Source organism: uncultured Sphingomonas sp., from assembly GCF_937859915.1.
In the GTDB taxonomy this organism is placed as follows: Bacteria; Pseudomonadota; Alphaproteobacteria; order Sphingomonadales; family Sphingomonadaceae; genus Solisphingomonas.
Window position 1 is genome coordinate 1 of the sequence record NZ_CALMAW010000010.1, and the last position, 15640, is coordinate 15640.

The 15640-nt window shown below is 67.6% G+C and carries 12 protein-coding genes; 6 read left to right on the forward strand and 6 right to left on the reverse strand.

The genetic code is table 11. From position 1 onward, the window contains the following. A partial coding sequence (locus tag Q0326_RS01465) for a hypothetical protein (RefSeq protein WP_298686326.1) occupies window positions 1–196 on the forward strand: 196 nt, incomplete at its 5' end. Window positions 197–225: 29 nt separating this feature from the next. On the opposite strand, the gene Q0326_RS01470 is transcribed toward Q0326_RS01465, so the two are convergent. Both Q0326_RS01470 and zwf read right to left on the reverse strand, forming a co-directional pair. Further along, on the reverse strand, window positions 226–2058 hold the full coding sequence (locus Q0326_RS01470) for a glycoside hydrolase family 15 protein (RefSeq protein WP_298686328.1): 1833 nt from the start codon (window positions 2056–2058) through the stop codon (window positions 226–228). After that, on the reverse strand, window positions 2055–3653 hold the full coding sequence (gene zwf / locus Q0326_RS01475) for a glucose-6-phosphate dehydrogenase (RefSeq protein WP_298686331.1): 1599 nt from the start codon (window positions 3651–3653) through the stop codon (window positions 2055–2057). Before zwf ends, Q0326_RS01470 begins: the two co-directional genes overlap by 4 nt. A gap of 413 nt (window positions 3654–4066) precedes the next feature. Between zwf and Q0326_RS01480 the strand changes: the two genes are divergently transcribed. Together Q0326_RS01480 and Q0326_RS01485 are read left to right on the forward strand one after the other, a co-directional pair. Continuing rightward, entirely contained in the window at window positions 4067–4951 is an 885-nt protein-coding gene (locus Q0326_RS01480) for a cell wall hydrolase (RefSeq protein ID WP_298686333.1), read from the forward strand. A 79-nt stretch (window positions 4952–5030) separates the two neighbouring features. After that, window positions 5031–5465 carry a hypothetical protein gene (locus tag Q0326_RS01485; RefSeq protein WP_298686335.1) on the forward strand — a complete coding sequence of 145 codons (435 nt, stop codon included), beginning with the start codon at window positions 5031–5033 and terminating at the stop codon, window positions 5463–5465. 15 nt (window positions 5466–5480) lie between these two features. Here the strand turns inward: Q0326_RS01485 and Q0326_RS01490 are convergent, their stop codons facing one another. Together Q0326_RS01490 and Q0326_RS01495 are read right to left on the reverse strand one after the other, a co-directional pair. Further along, window positions 5481–7526, reverse strand: coding sequence for a TonB-dependent receptor (locus tag Q0326_RS01490; RefSeq protein WP_298686337.1), 2046 nt, complete (start codon window positions 7524–7526; stop codon window positions 5481–5483). Between the two features lie 106 nt (window positions 7527–7632). Then, window positions 7633–8484 carry a CoA ester lyase gene (locus Q0326_RS01495; RefSeq protein ID WP_298686339.1) on the reverse strand — a complete coding sequence of 284 codons (852 nt, stop codon included), beginning with the start codon at window positions 8482–8484 and terminating at the stop codon, window positions 7633–7635. Between the two features lie 143 nt (window positions 8485–8627). On the opposite strand from Q0326_RS01495, the gene Q0326_RS01500 reads away from it, so the two are divergent. From Q0326_RS01500 to Q0326_RS01510, 3 genes are all read left to right on the forward strand, one after another. After that, window positions 8628–10964 (forward strand): EAL domain-containing protein, encoded by a 2337-nt coding sequence (locus Q0326_RS01500; RefSeq protein ID WP_298686341.1) that lies wholly within the window; start codon window positions 8628–8630, stop codon window positions 10962–10964. Window positions 10965–11033: 69 nt separating this feature from the next. Beyond that, window positions 11034–12038: a fumarylacetoacetate hydrolase family protein gene (locus tag Q0326_RS01505; RefSeq protein WP_298686343.1), complete on the forward strand. Its 1005-nt coding sequence runs from the start codon at window positions 11034–11036 to the stop codon at window positions 12036–12038. A gap of 14 nt (window positions 12039–12052) precedes the next feature. After that, complete coding sequence (locus Q0326_RS01510; protein WP_298686346.1) at window positions 12053–12340, forward strand: 4a-hydroxytetrahydrobiopterin dehydratase; 288 nt, start codon at window positions 12053–12055, stop codon at window positions 12338–12340. A gap of 112 nt (window positions 12341–12452) precedes the next feature. Here Q0326_RS01510 and ettA read toward each other — a convergent pair whose 3' ends face one another. Both ettA and Q0326_RS01520 read right to left on the reverse strand, forming a co-directional pair. Further along, the gene (ettA, locus tag Q0326_RS01515; protein WP_298686348.1) at window positions 12453–14132 is read right to left on the reverse strand and encodes an energy-dependent translational throttle protein EttA; all 1680 of its coding nucleotides are present in this window, start codon (window positions 14130–14132) and stop codon (window positions 12453–12455) included. Window positions 14133–14330: 198 nt separating this feature from the next. Next, window positions 14331–15608: a glycoside hydrolase family 130 protein gene (locus Q0326_RS01520; RefSeq protein ID WP_298686351.1), complete on the reverse strand. Its 1278-nt coding sequence runs from the start codon at window positions 15606–15608 to the stop codon at window positions 14331–14333. Window positions 15609–15640: the final 32 nt, after the last annotated feature.

The window sequence follows — 15640 nt, forward strand, 5'->3', positions numbered from 1 at the left end:
GAGCACGCCGGTGCTGCACCCGCCGAGCAACGGCACGGTCGCGAGGATGGCGAGCATCGACGCGAGACGGCGGTCAGAAAAGCGCATCGATGGCCGGCCCCCAGCAGCGTCCGAAGCGGTCGCCGATATCAGGGCGCCAACAGAGCAAATGCTCCACCGTTCCAACGCCGAGCGATTTAACGCAGCGAATGCATAACTTGCATGCGCAGGCGGATCAGACGAGGCTTACGGCGGCGGAGCGTCATCGCGATTGGCGAGGTGGTCGGTGGCGCTGCCGGCCACCCCAGCCATCGTGTGGACCGCGTTGACCAAGGCGAAATGACTGAACGCCTGAGGAAAGTTGCCGAGCTGCCGGCAGGCGATCGGATCATATTCCTCGGCGAACAGGCCGAGGTCGTTGCCGAAGCCGACGAGATGATCGAAAAATCTATTGGCCTCCGCGAGGCGCCCGGTCAGCGCATAGGCCTCGCACAGCCAGAAACTGCAGGCGAGGAACGCGCCCTCGGTGCCCGGCAGGCCGTCGCCCTCGTCACCCGTCAGATAGCGATAGACGACGCCGTCCTTGAGCAGTTCGCGCTCGATCCGCGCGATCGTGCCGAGCACGCGCGGATCGTCCGCCGGCAGAAAGCCAAGCTGCGCGATCCGCAGCAAGGCGGCGTCGACCCGATCCGCGCCATAATATTGGACGAAGCTGTTGCTCGCCGCGTCGAATCCCTGTTCACAGACCTGCGCGTGGATCTCGTCGCGTGCGGCACGCCAGTCGTCGACCGCGCCCTCGAGCCCGAAATCCTCGGCGCTCGCGACCATGCGATCGAAGGCGAACCAGCACATCACTTTGGAATGGACGAAATGCTGCGGCGCGCCGCGCACCTCCCACAACCCCGAATCCTTTTCCTTCCAGGCGCTGAGCAGATTGTTCGCGATCGCGCACTCGAGCGGCCAGACAACGTCCATGTCGGGGAGGCCTCCGCGCCGCGCCCCGTCGAAGGCGCCGAGCACCGAGCCATAGACGTCGAGTTGGATCTGCGCATGCGCGGCGTTGCCGATCCGGACCGGGCGGCTGTTCTCATAGCCGGCAAGATGGTCGAGCTCGGTCTCGGTCAGCCGCTGCTCGCCGGTGAGCCCGTACATGATCTGGAGCCGGTCGGCGGAGCCCGCGACCGCGCGCATCAGCCACCAGCGCCAGTCGCTCGCCTCGTTCTGGAAGCCCGAGGCGCCGAGCGCGTAGATGGTCAGCACCGCGTCGCGCAGCCAGCAGAAGCGATAGTCCCAGTTGCGCACCCCGCCCGGCATTTCGGGCAGCGACGTGGTGGGGGCGGCGACGATGCCGCCACTCGGCTGGTAGGTCATCGCCTTGAGCGTGATCAGCGAGCGCCGCGCGATATCGCGGTGCGGCCCCTCGATCGTGCACTCCTGCATCCAGCCAGACCATTCGGTCTGCGTGCGGCGGAGCAGCGCATAGGGATCGCGCGGGAGCGCGGGTTCCGTGTGCGAGGGATACCATTCGAGCGTGAACGAGATGCGCTCCTCGGCCTCGACATGGAAATCGGCGCCGGTCGCGAAGTCGAGACTGTCCAGGTCGACGCTGCTGCTCAGCCGCACCGCATCGGGCCCCGCCACCGCGACGACGGCGCCCTCCTTGCGCTGGACCCAGGGGATGGTGAGCCCATAGTTGAAACGGAGGCGGATTGCGGTGGACAGCTCTACCCGGCCCTCGATCCCCTCGACGATGCGAACCAGCTCCGCGGTACCGTCAGGTGCCGGGCGCGGCATGAAGTCGAGGATGCGCGCCTTGCCATGTGCGGTCGCGATCACCGTCTCGAGGATCATCGTGTCGGGGCGATAACGCCGCGAGCTCGTCGCGTCCGGGTCCGACGCGCTCAGCGACCATTGGCCATTCTCTTCGGTGCCGAGCAGGCTGGCGAACAGCGCATCGGAATCGAAGCGCGGCAGGCACAGCCAGGCGATCGTGCCGTCGCGGTGGACGAGCGCGGCGCTGTGCGTCGATCCGATCAGCGCATAATCCTCGATCGGCCGCACCGCCGCCGCCTCGCTCATTTGGTGCCCTTCTTCGCAGACTTGGGCTTCTTCGACGGCGTCGCCGTCTTCGCGGCGACTGCCTTGGCCACCGGCGGCTTGGCCTTGCCCTCGTCGGCGAGCAGCGTCAGCGTGTGCCACTGCCGCCCGTCTCGCGCGAGCAGCGCATCGGCCGAGTCCGGCCCCATGCTGCCGGGCGCGTAAGCGTCGGGCTTGCCCTCCTTCGCCCACAGATCGAGGAAGGGCTGGACCGCGGCCCAGCCGGCCTCGATCCCGTCGGCGCGCTGGAACAGCGTCTGGTCGCCGACGAACAGGTCGTAGAGCAGCGATTCATAGCCGGTCAGCGTCGCGATATCGAACATGCTGGCATATTGGAAGTCGAGCGACACCGGCGCCGTGTCGACCGCGAGCCCCGGCCGCTTGATCGAGATCTCCATCTTGAGCCCCTCGTCGGGCTGGACCTGGATGATCAGCCGGTTGGGCGGCGGCTTGCGATCGATGTCGGTGTTGGCGAATTGCGCGAACGGCACCTCGCGGAAGGTGATCACGATCTCGGTGTCGCGCACCGCCATCACCTTGCCGGTGCGCAGATAGAAGGGCACCCCCGCCCAGCGCCAGCTGTCGACGAAGAATTTGAGCGCGACGAAGGTTTCGGTCTTGCTGTCGGCGGCGACGTCGGGCGTCTTGCTATAGGCGTCGACCTTGGCGCCATCGAGCGACCCTGCGGTATAGGCGCCGCGCACGCCATTTTCGCGCGCCTCGTCCGGCGTCCAGTGGCGCAGCGCCTTCAAGACCTTGCCCTTCTCGTTGCGGATCGCCTCGGCATCGAAGCTGTTCGGCGGCTCGATCGCGACCATCGCGAGCAGCTGGAAGAGGTGGTTGGGCACCATGTCGCGCAGCGCGCCGGTGGTGTCGTAGAATTTGCCGCGGGTGCCCACCCCGACCGTCTCGGCGGCGGTGATCTCGACATGGTCGATATAATTGCTGTTCCACACGCTTTCGAGCATCATGTTGGCGAAGCGCGCGGTCATGATGTTCTGCACCGTCTCCTTGCCGAGGAAATGGTCGATCCGGTAGAATTGCTGCTCGCCGGCGCGCGCGAGGATGCGCTTGTTGAGCGCCTGGGCGGAGGCGAGATCGGTGCCGAACGGCTTTTCGATCGCCACGCGGCGGAACGCACCCGGCGTCTCGTCGAGCAGCTTGTGGTCGGCGAGCTTATCGACGATCGGGCCGAAGAAGGTCGGCTGCGTCGCGAGATAGAAAGCGACATTGTCGCTGGGCGCGGCGTCGATGCGCTTGGCGAGGTCCTCGTACAGCGTGTCCTGCGTGAAATCGCCCTGTAGATAGTCGATCCGGCCGCGCAGCTGCTTCCACGCGGCGCCGCGCTTGGTCGCCCCCTCGCCGCCCTTTTCGGGGACGAAGTCCTCGAGATGCGACCGCAGCATCTCGGCGTCGCCGGGCTCGATGCTGACGCCGAGCACATGGAAATCGCTGCCGACCAGGCCGGCGCGCGTCATGTTGATCAGCGCGGGGGTCAGCAGTCGTCGGGTGAGATCGCCGGTCGCGCCGAAGATGATGAGGGTGACGGGGGGTGCCGCGGGAACGCTGCTGGTCATGCCGGTCCGGCCTTTCTCGGTCGTGGACGATCTTGCAGCAGGACTCCCCGCCCGCCGCGGCGTTCCACGCACCCGTAATGAAACCGGCGTAATGAATCGACGTCCGGGGAATGGTGCAACGAATCCAGACGCCTGCCGCGGCATCGCTCCGATGACACAGATAGACGATCGACACGGCGGCGCGCCGCGCGGTTAACGAGTCCACAAGTATCCCGCGATACAAGCACGGCTCCGTTGAATTTCCGGGCCGCGTCATGTTCCATCGATCCCTGCTCGGTCTTGCGATGCTCCTGCTTGCCGCGTCGTGCGTGCCGCCTCAGGTCGCGGGCCCTTTGCCGACCGGCAATCGCCTCGTCCGCGCCCCCGCGATGCTGCCACCGCTCCTGCCGACGAGGTCGAATAGGGTGGATCGCGTGGCCGACATCGTCAGCCCGTTCCCCGCCGCCCCGCCGCTGCTCGCAACGACGCTAGCCGCAGCCGCGCCGCCTTTCGCCGGCTTCGCGCAGGACGACGCCGATGCGCAGCGGTCGCTCGAGTGTCTGACTGCGGCGGTCTATTATGAGGCGCGGTCCGAGCCGCTCGACGGCCAGCGCGCGGTCGGCCAGGTCGTGCTCAACCGGGTGCGCAACCCCGCCTATCCGAACGTCTGCGGCGTCGTCTATCAGGGCGCCGAGCGACGCACAGGCTGTCAGTTCACCTTCACCTGCGACGGATCGATGGCGTTTCGCCGCGAACCGGCCGCATGGGAAACCGCGCAGCAGGTTGCGCAGGCGGCCTTGGCGGGCAGCGTCTATGCACCGGTGGGATCCGCGACCAACTATCATGCCGACGCGATCCAGCCGTGGTGGGCGTCGAGCCTGACCAAGGTCGCCGCGATCGGCTCGCAAATCTTCTACAAGGTGTCCGGGGCGATCGGCGGCGCGCTCGCCTTCCACCAGCGCTATGCGGGCATCGAGCCCAGCGTCGGCGGGACACGCCGCGCGGCAGCGGGCATTGCGACCGCCGGGACGGCTCCGGCTGCGGGGACGCCAGCGCTCGTCCGCTATGCGCTCGGCGGCGGCGCCAGCGTCGCGGTCTATCGCGGCAGCCCCGCGGTGACGCCCGCGTCGCTCGAGACCAGCCCAATGCCGGGCGTGCACGTCCACTTCGGCGCCGTGACGGCGTCGCATGACGACGACGCGGCGGAGGCCGCGGTATCGACCATCACCGTCCATCGCGGCACCGGCGAGACCGCCGTCACCTCGACCACCACGCCTGTGGGCGGGTCGCCGGCCGCGAGCGCTGCGCCGGCCGGCTGACGCGAGACCGCAACAATCCGCGCAGGGGCGCGTTGGGCCCTCCGAGCCAATCCCCTACCGTAACGATTCGGAGCCTCGTATGTCCCACAAACCGCCGCTGCCCGACGCTGCTACGTCGCCCTACCCGCTTGCCCCGGCGCCGATCGCGCACGACCACGTCGAGGAGACCTCGGAGGCGTCGGCCGCCGGTGCGGGCAGTGCGGAGTCCGAAGACAAGACGGACGATACTCTCCCATCCAAGGTCAGCGGGCGAACGCTTGGCATAGCAGGTGCTGCCGCGGCGATCGGATCCGCCGCCGTCGCCGCCGCGCTGCTTTATTACAACCGGCCGTCGCCGCCGCCGAAGCGGCCCGTCGCCAAGCCCCGCGCGAAGCCGGCTGCCAAGCTGGCGGTCAAGCCGGCGGCCAAGCCGAAGACGGCGACCGCGGCGAAGCCCAAGGCCACGCCGAGCAAGCCCGCGGTCAAGCCCAAGCCGCGCACCAAGGTGAAGCCGAAGACCAGCCCGGCGAGCTGATCCGCGAGGCGGCGATCAGGCGCCCTTGCGCGCCTCGCCGTAGCGCAGCCCGATCCACAATGTACGTGGGCTGGCGCGTTCGATGATATCGGGACTGGTGATTGCGGTATCGACCTGCGTGTTGGTGACGTTCTCGCCGCGCAGTTCCACGGCGAAGCCGCGAACGATCGGGATCAGCGCGTCGGCGTCGAGCGTCACGGCGTGGTGCAGCGTCTCGGTATTCTGGTCGTCCTCGAACTGCGGACCGACATAGCGCAACGTCGTCGACAGACGGATACCGGCGGGCTGCTGCCAGGCGAGCGTCGCCGAGGCGCTGTTCTTCGCGGTTTGCGCGGGTCTTACGTCGAGCCCGAGCGCCGCACCATCGGCGCGGACACGCGCGTCGGTAAGGGCGTAGGAGGCGGACACCGCCCATCGGCCGAGCGCGAGGCGGGCGTCGAGTTCGGCGCCTTTCGCGGTAATCGCACGCAGATTCTCGCGCATCTGATACCGCCCCGTCACGACGCCGACCTGCGGGAAGCTGCCCGGTCCGATGCCGAGAGTGACGTTGGCGATGGCGTCGTCGAGGCGGTTGGCGAACAGCGTCGCGGCGATGTGCAAATTGGGCAGCGGATCATAGTCGACGCCCCCGTCGATCCCGCGCAGCCGCTCGGGCGACAGGTTCGGATTGGCCGCGATCGCATCGCTGCCGACGCGGTACAGCCGATAGAGCTCGTTGAGCGTCGGCAGCCGCCAGCCCAGATAGGCCGCCGCACGCACCGTGACCGCGCCGTCGCCCGGCTTCCACGCAACGCCGCCCCGCCCGGTCGGCCGCCAGCCCGAACGATCGGTATCGCGCATGTTGGTGAGCACGCTTTCGGTGACCAGCGTCTGCTGGCGGAGGAAGCCGTCGGTGATCTGCCAGCGATCGATCCGCCCGCTCGCGGTCAGCGTCAGCCCGTCGACCGGCCGCGCGGTCGCCTCGCCGAACGCGCCAACGGTCAGCGTATCGCCACCCGCCGCGCGCTGCCGCGTCGGGGCGCCCGCGACATAGGTATAGAGCTCGTCGCTTTCCCCCGAGACGCGGCGCGCGTCCGCACCGATGCGGATCTGGAGGCGATCTCCGACCGGCGGCCGGATCTCGATCTTGCCGCCGAGCCCGGTCGACGGCACGGTATATTGGTCGAGCGTGACGGTCGCCGCGGTTCGGGCCGCATTGGCGGAGGAAAAGCCGGCGGCGAAGTCGCGGAACTGGACGTAGGCGAGCGCTTCGTATCCCCAGTCGCCCCGGCCGACGAGGCGCAGGCTCGCATCGGCGCCCTTGGTGCTGTTCGGGCTGCCGGGCAGGCCGCGCGTCCGGTGGTCGTAAAAGCCCAGCGCCGAGGCCTGTAATTCGGTCCGGTCGCCGACAGGGATCACCGCGCGCGCGGCGACACTCGCCTGTTCATAGGGCGCCGCCTCGTCGACCGGGCCGCGGTCCGCCCCGATGATCGGAACGAACCCGTCGCCACGCGCATAGCTGGCCGTCAGGAAGGCGAACCCGCCCCCCGCCGTGGTCGAAACACCGGCATGCGTGTCGAGCGAGTTGCGGCTGCCATAGGCGACGTCGGCCCATAAGGGCGACAGTTGCGCCGGCCCCGCGCTCTGGAGATCGATCGTGCCGGCGAGCGCGCCGGGGCCGGCGGCGCCGCTACCGCCGCCACGCGTCACGCTGACCAGGCCGAGCCGCTGCGGATCGATCGCGCTGTAGGTCACCCATCCGCCGAAAGGATCGGTGAACGGTACACCATCGAGCGTCACCAGCGCCCGGCTCGCAGCATTGCCGCCAAGCCCCCGCAACGTCGCGCCTTGGCTGGTCGGTTGCGCCGAGCGCGAGTCCGAGCGACGATATTGCGCGAAGCCCGCGACGTCGCCGAGAATGTCTTCGATCCGGTCGCTCGCGGTCGCCGTCAGTCGATCGCGATCGATCGTGGCCTCGTCATAGGCGACCTCACCGTCCGCGCGGGGCAGGCTTGCGCCCGTCACGACGATCGCCCCCGGCGTATCGACCTGCGCCGCTGCCGGGGCGCCCGCTGCGACCATCGGAGGGATGACCAATGAAAAAAGGAGCCGGTTCATAAACAAGGGTTAGGCGACAACCTATTAACATATATATCGTTTTTCTCGAGGGTTCGGTGTGCGTGCGAGATCATGCCCGGCTTGCGCAGGCGGTTGCGAAGGCGATCGTGCGACGGGCTTCGTCGAGATGCAGCCGCTCGGCCATCGTCCCGTCGACGCGCAGCGCGCCTTTGCCGGCATTCTCGGGGGCTGCAAACGCCGCAACGATTGCTTGCGCCCGCCGGACGCTCGCGTCGTCGGGGGCGAAGGCGGCGTTGCAGGCCGCGATCTGGCTGGGATGGATCAGGGTGCGGCCGTCGCAGCCATAGTCGACGCTCTGCTGGCAGGCCTCGATGAATCCCGCATCATCGTCGATCGCATTGTAGACGCCATCCAATATATCGAGCCCGTGCAGCCGCGCGGCGGCAACCGCAAAGCTGAGGAACGGCAGGAACGGCGCACGGTCCGCGCCTTGCCGCGCGCGCATCTCCTTGGCGAGGTCATTGGTCCCGAGCACCATCGTCGTTAGCCTGGTCGACCCGGCCATCGCGGCGATCGGCTCGAGCGCGAACAGGCTGCCGCAGGTCTCGATCATGATCCACAGTTCGGCATCGCCGGTCAGCGCGGCATAACGCGCGACGTCGGCCGCCGAGGCGATCTTGGGGACGAGGATCGCGTCGAACCCGGCACCGGCGAGCGCGGCGAGATCGGCCGCGCCCCAGTCGGTATCGAGGCCGTTGGCACGCGCGACGAGCAGCCGATCCCCGAAGCCGCCGTCGCGCGCGGCGATCACGGCCGCATCTCTCGCGGCCGCCTTTTCCTCGGGCGCGACCGCGTCCTCGAGATCGAGGATGACAACATCGCAAGGCAAAGTCCGCGCCTTGGCGAGCGCACGCGGGTTGCTGGCGGGAAGGTAGAGCGCGCTGCGCCGGATACGGATCATGGTCCTGCTGTATCGGGGCCGACGCCGCGCGAGAAGCCCTGTCCGGCCCTGCCGCGAGGCTCTTTCGGGCATCGCATTTAACCGGATGGAAAGCCTTGGTTGCTTAGATGATCGCACATTAGTCCCAATGCGGTGATCCCCCTATGCTCGACGCGCCGGCCCGGTCAAAGAAGCGCAATCTGGTTGCCAGCGCCGGCGATCCCTCGACGGTGACGGCGACGATCGACCCGCGCGGGCATCTCCGCATGATCCAGCTCGACGTGCTGGCCAAACTTGCGCCGCTGCTGGCCGGAGCCGCGGTGATGAGCTGCGTCGTGCTGGCCGGCATCCTTTTGAGCCGCATCGAACCGACTTTGCTGACCGGCTGGGCTTTCTCGGTGATCGCAAGCAGTTGGCTGATGGTGCGCCGGCTCGAGGTCAATGCGCTGCTCTACGTCCGCCGTGATCCGCCGCGCCGTGCGCTCGTCGAGGCGACGCTGCTGATCGGCCTGACCGCGGCGTTGTGGGCCGCGCTTCCGGTCAGCATCTTCCGGGTCCAGCCGGTCGACGTCCAGACCGTCCTGGCGTGCGCCATCGCTGCGATGATGGGTGGCGCGCTCGCGATCGCGACCGTGCCTGCGGCGGCGACGATATGGGCCGGGGTGCTTGCCGCCGGGCTCGGACTCGCGCTCCAGCTCGGCGGCGATCGCCTGGCGATCCCCCTGTCGCTGTTGATCCTCTGTCACTTCGCCTTCATCCTGGCCGTCGTCCGCCGGAACGCGACGCTGCTGTCGGCCCGCGCCGAGGACGAAGCGCGCAACCTCGTCGACGTCGATGCCGCCGGCCGTCTGATGCGCGAATATGAGGAACGTGGAACGAGCTGCCTGTGGCAGACCGATGCCAATCAGATCCTCACCTATGCGACGCCGGGCATCGCGACGCTGCTCGGCAGCCCGGTCGCCCGGATGATCGGTACGCCCTTGCCGGCGCTGATCGGCGGCAGCGCACCGCTCGGCTCGGCGATGCTGTCGCGCAGTGCGTTCAGTGGGATCGAAACCGAAGTCGGCGAGCCGCGCCATCGCCGCTCGATCGCCTTTTCGGGGGCGCCGATCCTCGACTCCGCCGGCGCCTTCCTTGGGTTCCGGGGCAGCTGCGCCGACGTCACCGAAACGCGCCGGTCCGAGCGCCGGCTGCGCCAGCTGGCCAGCCTCGACGTGCTGACCGAATTGCCCAACCGGATGCGGATGCGCGAGCTGCTCGGCGAAGCGCTGGTCAGCGCGCGCGCGTCCGGCCGGCCCTGCGGCATGCTGCTGCTCGACCTCGACGGCTTCAAGCCGGTCAACGACACGTTCGGCCATCCCAAGGGCGACGCGGTGCTCAAGACGGTCGCCGAACGGCTGGTCGTCCAGATCGGCGAGCATGGCATCGTCGGGCGGCTCGGCGGGGACGAATTCGGTGTCGTGCTCCACGACGCCCAGAACCGCCGCACGATCAGCGAGCTGGCGACCGTGCTGATCGCCGAAGTGTCCGAGCCCTATGTGCTCGATGGGGTCTCGGTCCGTGTCGGGCTGAGCGTCGGCGGGGCGGTCGGTCCGGTCGATGGCGACACCGTCGACGAACTGATCAAGAAGGCCGATCTCGCGCTCTATGAGGCCAAGGCCGCCGGCCGCGGCACCTACCGCCAGTTCGAACGCAGCATGCAGACCGAGGCCGAGAACCGCCTGAAACTCGAGCATGACCTCCGCCAGGCGCTGCCGCTCAACCAGTTCCGCCTCTATTATCAGCCGCTGATCCACTCGCAGACCCAAGAGGTCGTCGGCTTCGAGGCGCTGATCCGCTGGCAGCATCCGGTCCGCGGCTTTGTCAGCCCGGCCGAATTCGTGCCGCTCGCCGAGGAGATCGGGCTGATCCAGGAGCTCGGCGAATGGGTCGCACGCACGGCGATCAAGGATTGCGCCACCTGGCCGTCACCGATCAGCGTTGCGGTCAACGTCTCGCCGCTCCAGCTGCTCTCGCCCGCGCTGCCCGCGATGATCTCGGATGCGCTCGCCCGCGCCAAATTGCCCGCCAACCGGCTCGAGCTCGAAGTGACCGAAAGCGTGTTCCTGCGCGACTCCGACGGCTCGCTGGACGTTCTGCGCCGACTGCGCGGGCTTGGAGTGCGGATCGCGCTCGACGACTTCGGCACGGGCTATTCGTCGCTCGGCTATCTCAACCGCACGATCTTCAACAAGCTCAAGATCGACGGCAGCTTCGTCCGCGGCGCCGCCAGCCGGCCGGAGACGGTGTCGATCATCCAGGCGATCGTGACGCTCGCCAATTGCTTCCAGATGACGATCACCGCCGAGGGCATCGAGACCCAGGACGATTATCAGCGGATGCACGACCTCGGCTGCCATCAGATGCAGGGCTATTTGTTCGGCCGCCCCGTGCCCTTCGAGCGCGCCACCGAATTGGTCGGCACGCATTGGAGCGAAGCGCGCCGGCTCGCCAGCGCCTGACCTCGCCGATCCGCTGTTGCCGCCGGACGCCCGCAGGGGCAGAAGGGGGCGATAGATAAGGAGAGGGCCTTGAAGCTCGCATCGCTGAAATCCGGCCGTGACGGTCGTCTCGTCGTCGTGTCGGACGATCTCGCCTGGTACGCCGAGGCGACGCACATCGCGCCGACGCTGCAGGCCGCGCTCGACGATTGGGAGCGGATCGGGCCGGCGCTGACCAACCTCGCCACCGATCTGGCGCATGAGGCGATCCCGATGCGGCGCTTCCGCGAACATGAGGCCGCGGCCCCCCTGCCCCGCGCCTATCAATGGGCGGACGGCTCGGCCTATGTGAATCATGTCGAGCTGGTCCGCCGCGCCCGTGGCGCCGAGCTGCCGGACAGCTTCTGGACCGACCCGCTGATCTATCAGGGAGGCTCGGACGGATTCCTCGGTGCGCGCGACCCGATCCCGCTCGCCGACCCCGCCTGGGGCTGCGACATGGAGGGGGAAGTCGCGGTGATCGTCGGCGACGTCGCGCAGGGCGCCAGCCGCGACGAGGCGCTGGCCGCGATCCGACTGGTCTGCCTGGTCAACGACGTTTCGCTGCGCAACCTGATCCCCGGAGAACTCGCCAAGGGCTTCGGCTTCTTCCAGTCCAAGCCTGCCTCTGCATGCTCGCCAGTGGCGGTGACACCCGATGCGCTCGGCGATGCCTGGCGCGATGGCCGGCTGCACCTGCCGCTGCACGTCGCGCTCAACGGCGCGCCGTTCGGCAAAGCTGATGCCGGCGTCGACATGACCTTCGATTTCGGGACGCTGGTAGCACATGCGGCCAAGACCCGCGCCCTGTCGGCGGGCACGGTGATCGGCTCGGGGACGGTCTCCAATCGCGGCGCCGATGGCGGCCCCGGCAAGCCGATCGCTGACGGCGGACTGGGGTATAGCTGCATCGCCGAGGTCCGCATGATCGAGACGATCGAGACGGGCGCGCCCGTCACTCCCTTCCTTCAGCCTGGCGACACCGTGCGGATCGAGATGAAGGACGCGCAGGGCCACGCTATCTTCGGCGCGATCGAACAGACCGTCGCCGCCTGACCGAGGACCGAACGATGGTGACCAAGCTCGATGAAGCCCAGCGCGCGGCGCTGCTTCCCTCGCTGTCCGGTTGGACGCACAACGCCGACCGCGACGGGCTCACGCGATGCTTCGTCTTCGCCGATTTTGTCGCGGCGTTCGGCTTCATGGCGCGCGTCGCATTGCTCGCCGAGAAGGCCGATCATCATCCCGAATGGTCGAACGTGTGGAACCGCGTCGACATTCTGCTGACCACCCACGACGTCGGCGGCCTGTCGCTGCGCGACATCGACCTCGCGCGCGCGATCGACGCGGTGGCGTAAACCCTTCATGTTCGTCATCCCGGACTCGACCGGGATCCAGGGCTTCAAACCGCAGCGCGCGTGGCTCAGGATGCCGGATCAAGTCCGGCATGACAGCGGTAAAGCTGGACGATCAGCGCGTCAGCTTCTTGTACGCGCCCGCGCCCGGCCGATCCGCGGACTCGCCCTGACGGCGGCGCTTGTCTTCCTCATAGCTTTCGAAATTGCCCTCGAACCATTCGACATGGCCGTCGCCCTCGAAGGCGAGGATGTGCGTTGCCAAGCGATCGAGGAAGAAGCGGTCATGGCTGATCACCACCGCGCAGCCCGCGAAATTCTCGAGTGCGTCCTCAAGCGCGCGCAGCGTGTCGACGTCGAGATCGTTGGTCGGCTCGTCGAGCAGCAGCACGTTGCCGCCCTTGGCGAGCATCTTGGCCATATGGACGCGGTTGCGCTCGCCGCCCGATAGCTGGCCGACCTTCTTCTGCTGGTCGACGCCCTTGAAGTTGAAGGCTGCGACATAGGCGCGCGACGGCACTTCATGCTTGCCGAAGGTGAAGCGCTCGTTGCCGCCGGAGACTTCCTCCCAGACGTTCTTGTTGGCATCGAGCGTGTCGCGCGACTGATCGACATAGCCGAGCCGCACCGTGTCGCCGATCTTGACCGTGCCCTCGTCGGGGACTTCCTGTCCGGTGATCAGCTTGAACAGCGTCGACTTGCCCGCGCCATTGGGGCCGATCACGCCGACGATGCCGCCCGGCGGCAGCGTGAAATCGAGCCCGTCGAACAGCAGCTTGTCGTCGAAGCCCTTCTTGAGATTCTTGACCTCGATGACGTTGCCGCCGAGCCGCTCGGGGACCTGGATGAGGATCTGCGCCTTGCCGGGGCCGCGCTCGTTCTGGCGCTCGACCAGTTCGTCGAACGCGCGGATACGCGCCTTGCTCTTGGTCTGGCGCGCCTTGGGAGTCTGGCGGATCCAGTCGAGCTCGTCCTTGATCGCCTTCTGGCGCCCGTCCTCCTCGCGCTCCTCCTGGCCCAGCCGCTTGGACTTGGCCTCGAGGAACCCCGAATAGTTGGTGTTGTAGGTGTAATAGCGGCCGCGATCGAGCTCGAGCACCCAGGTCACGACATTGTCGAGGAAATAGCGATCGTGGGTGACGAGGATGACGTTGCCGGCATAGTCGATCAGATGCCGCTCGAGCCAGGCGACGCTCTCGGCGTCGAGATGGTTGGTCGGCTCGTCGAGCAGCAGGATATCGGGCTTCTCGAGCAGCAGCTTGGTCAGCGCGACGCGGCGGCGCTCGCCGCCCGACAGCGTGTCGATCGAACTGTCGCCGGGCGGGCAGCGCAGCGCTTCCATCGCGATCTCGAGCTGGTTGTCGAGCGTCCAGCCGTCGACCGCGTCGATCTTCTCCTGGAGCACGCCCATCTCTTCGAGCAGCTTGTCGAAATCGGTGTCGTCCTTGGGATCGCCCATCTCGGCCGAGATCGCGTTGAAGCGGTCGACCAGATCGGCGACGCCGCGCACGCCGTCCTTGACGTTCTCCATCACGGTCTTGTCGGGATCGAGATGCGGCTCCTGCGCGAGATAGCCGACGGTGACGCCCTCGGCAGCCCAGGCCTCGCCCGAATATTCGCTGTCCATCCCGCCCATGATCTTCATCAGCGTCGATTTGCCGGTGCCATTGACGCCGATGATGGCGATCTTGGTGCCGGGCAGGAACTGCAGGCTGATATTGTTGAGGACGGGCTTGGGGGCGCCGGGGAAGGTCTTGGTCAGGCCCTTCATGACGTAGCTATACTGGACGGCCATGGGGTCGCTCGCTTTCGGGATCGATGGGTCGGAAGTCGGCGCCTATCTAGCGACGGGTCGCGACTTTGCAAAGCGGGGCGACGCCTGAGAGCGCCACACGCTTCTCCGTTCGCGCTGAGCGAGGTCGAAGTGCAGCCACCGCAAGCGCGTGGCCTTCGACTACGCCCAGGCCGAACGGATGTTGGCCGTGCGAGGTCGTCACACCATCGAGGCGACAAGTTCCTTGATCGGCACGAAGGCGAAGCCGACCGCGCTGTCCGCGACGCCGTAGGGCATGAACAGCAGCTCGCCGTGGCGCAGCGCACCGCAGGTGTAGACGACGTTGGGGACATAGCCCTCGCGGTCCTCGGCGGCGGCCGAGATCAGCGGCACCGGCGTGCGCGCCAGCACCTTCTCGGGGTTGTCCTTGTCGAGCAGCACCGCGCCGACCGAATATTTGCGCATCGCGCCGACGCCGTGGGTAAGCAGCAGCCAGCCCTCGTCGAGCTCGATCGGCGAGCCGCAATTGCCGACCTGCACCATCTCCCAGGGGTAGCGCGGGGTCAGCAGAAGCTCGCCCTCGGCCCATTGGGTCAGCGACTTCGAACGGATCAGGTACAGATTCTCGCCGTCCTGCCGCCCGGCCATGACATAATCGCCGCCGACCTTGCGCGGGAACAGCGCCATGCCCTTGTTGCGCGCCGCGGGCCCGCTCATCGGCGCCAGCTCAAAGGTGCGGAAATCATTGGTGCGGATCAGCTCGGAGCGGATCGATTCGCCGTTATAGGCGGTGTAGGTGCCGAGCCACTCGACGCGACCGTCGTCATGCACGAATTCAACGAGGCGAAGATCCTCGAGTCCCTTCGACTGCGCCGCGGTCATCGGGAAGATCACCGTGCCGCTCAGCGTGGAATCGCGGTTACGGCGGACCTCGATCGCGCCGTTATCGAGCTCCTTGGCGCCGTCGACCGCGGTCGCGAACGGCGGCTCGGGCGCCAGCTCGAAGCGTGCGCCGGGCGACAATATGCCCTCGCGGAAGGCGATCGACGAGATATGCCCCTCGCCGACCGTGCGCAGCGACATCACGATCCGCGACGACCCTTCCGACAAGCCCGACTGATCGGGATGGCGGACGATCGACGGGTTCATGATCGCCGCGGCGGCATAGCTATATTCGTGGCAGAAGAAGGCACCGATCAGCTGCTGCTTGATTTCCGAGATCGCGGCGTCGTCGAGCGACAGACCGTTGGAAATCTCGGCGTAGCGTGTGCGGAACACGCTGCGCGTCTGCCAATGGCGCGCCTCGAAATCCTTGAGCACCGCAGTTAGCTCGCGCTGCGCCGCCGCCTCGTCCATCTCGAGCACGCCTTCGACGATACGCCGCGGGCGGCTCTTCTCGCCATTCTTCGATTCGATCGGAATATGGAACGGGCGCACGACGACGCGCGACGCGTCTGCCTGCAGCCGCAACGGCCAATGCATTACAAGATCGAGCAAGCTGCCTCCCACCCCGGCAGGTCGTCCTCCCG

Bases quoted from the DNA above. Each gene is read 5' to 3' on its own strand.
- Q0326_RS01470 (WP_298686328.1), bottom strand. From the start codon at position 2,058: ATGAGCGAGGCGGCGGCGGTGCGGCCGATCGAGGATTATGCGCTGATC.
- zwf (WP_298686331.1), bottom strand. From the start codon at position 3,653: ATGACCAGCAGCGTTCCCGCGGCACCCCCCGTCACCCTCATCATCTTC.
- Q0326_RS01485 (WP_298686335.1), top strand. From the start codon at position 5,031: ATGTCCCACAAACCGCCGCTGCCCGACGCTGCTACGTCGCCCTACCCG.
- Q0326_RS01490 (WP_298686337.1), bottom strand. From the start codon at position 7,526: ATGGTCGCAGCGGGCGCCCCGGCAGCGGCGCAGGTCGATACGCCGGGG.
- Q0326_RS01495 (WP_298686339.1), bottom strand. From the start codon at position 8,484: ATGATCCGTATCCGGCGCAGCGCGCTCTACCTTCCCGCCAGCAACCCG.
- Q0326_RS01500 (WP_298686341.1), top strand. From the start codon at position 8,628: ATGCTCGACGCGCCGGCCCGGTCAAAGAAGCGCAATCTGGTTGCCAGC.
- Q0326_RS01510 (WP_298686346.1), top strand. From the start codon at position 12,053: ATGGTGACCAAGCTCGATGAAGCCCAGCGCGCGGCGCTGCTTCCCTCG.
- ettA (WP_298686348.1), bottom strand. From the start codon at position 14,132: ATGGCCGTCCAGTATAGCTACGTCATGAAGGGCCTGACCAAGACCTTC.